The sequence below is a fragment of the Zunongwangia atlantica 22II14-10F7 genome (genome assembly GCF_002094855.1).
Lineage (GTDB): Bacteria > Bacteroidota > Bacteroidia > Flavobacteriales > Flavobacteriaceae > Zunongwangia > Zunongwangia atlantica.
On record NZ_ARYN01000038.1, the window covers coordinates 1 to 6,430 of the forward strand.

Below are 6,430 nucleotides of genomic sequence, written 5' to 3' on the forward strand. Positions count from 1 at the left end.
GCAATTAGACCAAAACAAACAAATCTTAAGCAAAGGTGCATTCGAGCTAATTCAATAATCTCGAGCTTAGAATAGAAACAAAAAGCCTGGCAGAATCTAATTGCCAGGCTTTTTTTATAGTCGATATTCGTTATTTTAGCTCATAATTTTTTACCCAATCCAACAAAATTTGTTTCTCTTTTTCTGTAATATTGGCCTCTTTATGTAACCAAACATAAGAATCTAAAGGCATTTTTCCACGTTCTACCTCTTCCCCTATTTCTTCAATTTTATGTGCTTTTTTTTCAGAAGATAAGGCAGCCCATTCTGAAAAATTTAAATGTCGTTTTCCATCTTTTACGTGATCATCTAAATAGAAATTAACCGGAGTAATCTCGCTATACCAAGGATACTTTGTATTATTAGAATGGCAATCGTAGCATGAAGTTACCAAAATCCTGGAAACATCTCTTGGAGGATCTTCAGCTTTTAAAATATCCTTATTAGACATTTCTTCGGAAATATTTTTTGTTGGCCTAAAAAACTGAAGGACAGAAAAAATCGCTAAAACACTAATTAAAATTATTGTTGATTTTTTTTTCTTACCAGACATATTTATGGAATTTATTGGCTCCGCCCAAGGGTACAATACCCCGGCGCAATTTATTAAAGCTGCTATGTTTCTTTAAAATGAATTACTACGGAATAACAAAATTAACGCCCAAAGACACCAAACCAGAATTTAAGCCAGAATTCCTTTCGTAATAAAGATAGCGAAGATCTATACTTTTTAAATGCAAGCTCCAGATATTGAATTTGGTAAAAATATCGGTATAATTAACACCGAAGCCAAATTGATTTGCATTGAACTCTGAAAGGTCATAGTCTGAAGTAAAAAATTGCTCTTCAGACTGATGCATCTCGTAACCAGCAAAATAATTGGCTGCGGTTTGCGTATAATAACGATACGATGGATAAAGCGTGAATTTACTCCCCAGCTTTATTGGCATTTCTAAACTTGCGGTATGCGATTGTATTCCCCAATCATCATTATAAAATCGATAATACCCCCGTAGCACAAAAGTTTCGTTTAGATAATAATTTAAACGCCCACCAACAGCCACTTTAAAACGGGTGTCTGGCAGTTGCTCTATGGCATCGGCCAATTGAAAATCCTGAATAAACGAATCGGCCACATCTGCAAAATAAATCCGCTGAAAAGGCGTAGATAATAGTCCGTTTTGGCTTACCACATCTACAGCCAGCGATCCTTGCAGGCGTTCACTAAGAATTTGCGAGAAGTTTAAACCTAAAGCATACGAATTTCTGCCTTTATCAGTAAATTCGTTAAACTGCGGACTATAATTTGGGTTTCCTGTGATCGAATTTCGTTGAAATAAAGCATCATTTAAACCCGCTCCATTTTCACCAAAAGCTCTTAATTCTATCGGATAAATGGGCTTCCAGGTATCCAGATAGATCTTGGTGTGTAGGGTAAGTTCAGTATTTTTTTCATTAAATAACTTTGTAAAACTTCCACCAAAACCTACTGAAAAATAATCGTATTCACTTGCCAAAGATGCATTCGCCGTCCAAATTGTATTGCGATCGTTAGAGCTATGGCTATACGTACCGTTAATGTTTGCCCAGGTATCGCCACTAGAAGCTCCTGAAGAGGCCGTAAAAGGATCTGCCTGTCCGCTACCATCAAAAGGATCGATATTACTTGAAGAAGCCGATGTATATGCTGAAATTCCAGCGTCTATCGTTAAAACATCATCTGCGTTTAACGGAATAGACACAACAATGGTTGGGGTAAAATCTGTTAATTCTTCAGTTCCCGTTCCACCAGATACCGCAGCATTATTCCCTTCCTGAGAATAATAACTGCTTAAAAAGTCGATTTCAGTATTTTCCAAAACTCTTTTCTTATAGCCTTCTACTCCTACAGAGTTATTTTCCTCTTGTTGAGCTGTTAAAAAATGAACATTAAAAATGCCCAAAATCGCCAGTATACTAATTTGATATTTTAATTGCATCCGCATCCTCCACCAGTTTTACCGCCATTCGCACCAGAAGCTGCTTCTCTATACGAATGGAAATTTGTTTGAAAACGATCTACTTTTTTTGATCCCAAAACCATATCGGGATCGTTGATATATACTTTTTGATATTCCTTTATTACCGAGCATGAGACCGTACTGCATAGCACCACTGCAAGAATTACTATTTTTTTGATCATTTTGTTGCGATTTCAATATGATCTGAAGTATGGATTTTTCCTTCAGCATCAATAATTATACATTCTATTTTGGGTAATTGGTTTATCCGGTTTAGGCCTACTTCTATTCCCATCACAAATACTGAAGTTGCAAGGGCATCGGCCAATTCAGCTTTAGGAGCAAAAACCGTAACACTTATTATTCCGGTTGCAGGATAACCTGTTCTTGGATCGATGATATGGGCATATCGTGTACCGTTAAATTCTACAAACTTTTCGTAATCTCCAGAAGTCACTACAGCTTCGTTCTTTATTGGTAGCAACGCAAAAGCTTTGTTTTTATCCATGGGATTGGTGATAGCAACTTTCCAGGATGTTCCGTTTATCTGTTTTCCCCAGGTATTCATATCGCCAGAAGCATTAATAATCCCGGCTTCAACACCTTTAGTCTTCAGGAGTTCTTTGGCTTTATCTGCAGCATAGCCTTTGCCAATCGCTCCAAAACCAATTTTCATTCCGGGTAATTTCAGAAATACGGTTCTTTCAGCTTCATTCAGCAAAATATTTTGAAAACCTACTTTAGAAACCGAGTTTTTAATCTCTTCTTCAGAAGGCATTTGCGCCATACTTCCATCAAACTTCCAAATCTTATCCATCGACGCATAACTAATATCGAAAGCGCCATCTGTAAGATTCGATATTCCTATCGCTCTTTTTATAAGATCAAAAAGCTCCTGACTTACCTTTACAGGTTTTATCCCAGCATTAGCGTTAATTAATGAAGTTTCTGAATTTGGATCCCAGGATGAAATTCGTTTCTCGATACGAGTAATTTCAGCCACAGCCATATCTATATAATTATTTGTCCCAGTACTATCTTTTGCTACCACCGTAATATCGAAACGACTACCCATTAGTTTTAAAGTACGCTTAATCGTTTGCTGCGCATTTAGATGAACAGAAACAGATAAAAGCACCATAAACAAAGCTGCTTTTCGCATTATTTCACAAACTTATTAAGCATAGTTATGTATTCTTTTACCTCTGCTTTTTGATAGCCGGCCTGGCCTAAAACTTTGCCAGATTTATCCAAAATCACCACAAAAGGAAAATAGCCGTTAGGATTATACATTTCGGCCAATTTGTTGTTCTTCTCCTGCTGTGTTGCGGTAAGTTCGTTTTTCTTTTTCCGTGGAAAATCGGCTTGTAGCATCACATAATTTTTCTGTGCATAGGCTTTAAATTCTTCAGTACTCCAAATTTCTTTATCCAGTTTTATGCATGGCGCACACCAATCTGATCCCTGAAAGACCAAAATGATTGGTTTGTTTGCTTTAGCTGCTTCTTTTTTGGCTTCAGAAAAATCTGTTTTCCAATCCTGCGCCAATAAAAATTGAGTTGAAAAAACGCAAATAATAACAAGCAAAATATTCTTCATTTTAATTATCGATTTTGGGTAAAATCGGCATTGATTTTTGTTGAAGCCGACTTTGTGATTTGTTCCAATTTATTTTGTAAAAATTTGATATTCTGATTTTTTCCCTGCTCCAGAATTGTTTTTCCGTAGCGGGTAAAAAAATGCTGCTTCCTAAGAAATTGAATATTTAACTGAAGCCAGGTTTCCTCGCAATAATGCTCCTGAAGCTTCTCTTCCCATTCCTTCCTTAAAAGCTTATTACGAGTGATAAATTTTGAAGTTCCCAGGTGAAAAATATCGGCATCACATAGAATTTCTGCTTCTAGACAACTTGGCGTTTGCGGCATGTGGGTAGATCGAATGCAACTGCTTACCATTTCAATCTTTTCAGCAGGCCAATTCTTAGCTACCAAAAATTGATGCGCCAGTGAAACGCTAAATTCTTCGTGTTCTTTGTAACATTTTAAGAATCCGGTATCGTGAAACCATCCTGCGATAATTACCGGTTCTAAAAAGGCTGAAGACAGCCCCATCGATTTGCCAATGGTCTCGATATTGCTTACCACATCGCGTGTATGCTCCAAATTATGAAAAGACATTTCTTTACAGCATTGTGAAGAAAGTAGGGTTTCACAATGCGATTTTACTTCATCAATCAACATATATCAAAAATTTAGTTGAAGTAATTCTATACCATATCCACCTTTATAATACACTAAAAGTAAAGGGTGTATCTAAAGATAAACTGAGTCTTTCCTTAAGATTTGCTTAAAAATATATCGTGAAAGTGGTGCCTTTGTGCTTAATACTGCTAACCTCTATTTGTGCACCAATGGCCTGTGCAGCTTTTTGTACTATTGAAAGTCCTAAACCAGTACCTTTAATGTCTTTATGGTCTAAACCTTCAGACCTAAAAAATGGATTAAAAATTTTACCAATATCGGCTTCTTTAATACCAATTCCTTCGTCAATCACTTTTACTACAGCCCTGGAGTTCTTCAGCTTTAACTCGATGATTAATTTTGAATTTGGATAGGCATATTTTATTGCATTTTCAACAACATTATTCAGGATGGCATAACCATAGTAATAATGCACTAAAAATTCGTTAACATCTTCAGCATCAAGAACCAGTTGAATATTTTTTTGTTTCAGTTTTAAACTATTTTCGTTAAGTACCTCATCGATAAGGGAAATAATTTCAGTTTTACTATTATTATCCAGTTTGGGAGTTTCATCATTTCTGGCCAAAAATAAAAGTTGCTCGATAATAAGACTCATCCTATCGATTTCATCCAGGCTGTAGTTAATCTTATTTTCGTAATCTTCCCTGGTTCTTTCCTTTCTTATTAAAACCTCTAAAGTTCCTCTAATCGAAGAAATAGGTGTTCTTAACTCGTGCGAAGCATCACTGGTAAACTGGCGTTCTCTTTCAATGGCCTGTTCTACACGATCTAAAAGACTGTTTATAGATAGTGAAAGCTCGTAAAGTTCGTCCTGATTTTCGGGTAAACTTACCCGCTCGTTAAGATGATCCCGACTAATAAGATTCGTCGTTTGCGTGATTTCTTGAATTGGTTTTATACTTCGCCCCGCCAGTAACCTCGAAATAAAAAATAAACCAATTAATATAAATGGATAACACAAAATAAGAATCCACGCTAAACGTGTAATTACGTCCTGCGAACCTTCAAAAGACATGGCTGTGATAATGTAGCCATAAACTTTACCATCCATTTTTACAGGTACCTGGATTTGCCTTATAAGTTCGTCCTCTAAATATGCATTGTAATGCTCGTTATCTTCTTTTTCTTTATAAAATGGTAATCGATATTCTTTAAGATTGGGTGATTTATCGGTAATAATTTCACCAGTGCTATCCATAACCTGTACAAAAACCGGATTTACCTGAACTTCATTATGCTCACGTTCTTCCCATTCGGCTTTGTCCCAAAAAACCGGTTTTCCTTTTTCTAAAGTAGTTTCCTGCAAGTGCATGGTTGCTTCGTAGTGCAGATCGTTATCTAATTGCTGGTAAACGGTTTGTTTTACCAAAATAAAAACAACCAGAAAGGCAAAAGCCACTATTAGCGCAGTGGCCAGCATATAATAAAAAGCAATACGATCTTTAAAACTTAGCTTCATAATTCTTTGGCAATGTAGCCAACTCCCCTAACCGTTTGAATATAATTTTCGTCTTGATCTAAATTAAGTTTACGGCGCAAGGCATTAATGTAAACATCGATCACCCCCGTATTATAACTAAAATTAATATCCCATACTTTTTCGATAATCTTGGTTCGCGTGCACACACGTTCTTTGTTTCTAATTAAATATTCGAGTAAAGCAAACTCTTTAAGTGTAAGACTAACTTCTTTACCATCTTTAAAAGCCTGGTGTGTAACTGTATTAAGCTCTATGGGACCTAAAGTAAAAATGGTATGATCTCCAGATTTTGGGCGTAACTGTACTTTAATTCGCTCTAGCAGTTCTTCAAAATGAAATGGTTTTTTAATGTAATCGTTGGCACCGCTTTGTAAACCAAAAATAGTTTCGTCTACAGTATCTTTAGCCGTTAAAAAAATTACGGGGGTTTCTTTATCATCTTTTCTAAACTGCCGGCAAATTTCAATACCGCTTAAACCAGGGAGCATCCAATCTAGAAGTAAAAGATCGTATTTAGAGGTAAGTGCCATTTCTAATCCTTCTTTACCATTATCTGAAATATCAACAATAAAGGATTCTTCTTCTAGCCCCTGCTTTAAAAATCCAGATATGCCAGTCTCATCTTCTACAATTAGAATTCTCATAAT

At 36.1% G+C, this 6,430-nt stretch carries 8 protein-coding genes; all 8 read right to left on the reverse strand.

Annotated features, from left to right (window positions below):
• Positions 1-130: 130 nt before the first annotated feature.
• Positions 131-592 carry a heme-binding domain-containing protein gene (locus tag IIF7_RS20145; RefSeq protein WP_084843488.1) on the reverse strand — a complete coding sequence of 154 codons (462 nt, stop codon included), beginning with the start codon at positions 590-592 and terminating at the stop codon, positions 131-133.
• An 85-nt stretch (positions 593-677) separates the two neighbouring features.
• The gene (locus IIF7_RS20150; RefSeq protein ID WP_084843489.1) at positions 678-2,018 is read right to left on the reverse strand and encodes a DUF3570 domain-containing protein; all 1,341 of its coding nucleotides are present in this window, start codon (positions 2,016-2,018) and stop codon (positions 678-680) included.
• A complete protein-coding gene (locus IIF7_RS20155) occupies positions 2,009-2,221 on the reverse strand; it encodes a DUF4266 domain-containing protein (protein ID WP_084843490.1) in 213 nt (70 codons plus the stop codon). The genes IIF7_RS20150 and IIF7_RS20155 overlap by 10 nt, the downstream gene beginning before the upstream one ends.
• The gene (locus IIF7_RS20160; protein WP_084843491.1) at positions 2,218-3,201 is read right to left on the reverse strand and encodes an FAD:protein FMN transferase; all 984 of its coding nucleotides are present in this window, start codon (positions 3,199-3,201) and stop codon (positions 2,218-2,220) included. The genes IIF7_RS20155 and IIF7_RS20160 overlap by 4 nt, the downstream gene beginning before the upstream one ends.
• On the reverse strand, positions 3,201-3,638 hold the full coding sequence (locus IIF7_RS20165) for a thioredoxin family protein (RefSeq protein ID WP_084843492.1): 438 nt from the start codon (positions 3,636-3,638) through the stop codon (positions 3,201-3,203). Before IIF7_RS20165 ends, IIF7_RS20160 begins: the two co-directional genes overlap by 1 nt.
• A 5-nt stretch (positions 3,639-3,643) precedes the next feature.
• Entirely contained in the window at positions 3,644-4,279 is a 636-nt protein-coding gene (locus IIF7_RS20170) for an HD domain-containing protein (RefSeq protein WP_084843493.1), read from the reverse strand.
• Positions 4,280-4,385: 106 nt separating this feature from the next.
• Positions 4,386-5,762 carry a sensor histidine kinase gene (locus tag IIF7_RS20175; protein WP_084843494.1) on the reverse strand — a complete coding sequence of 459 codons (1,377 nt, stop codon included), beginning with the start codon at positions 5,760-5,762 and terminating at the stop codon, positions 4,386-4,388.
• On the reverse strand, positions 5,759-6,430 hold a 672-nt coding region (locus tag IIF7_RS20180), incomplete at its 5' end, for a response regulator transcription factor (RefSeq protein WP_317041880.1). The genes IIF7_RS20180 and IIF7_RS20175, both read right to left, overlap by 4 nt.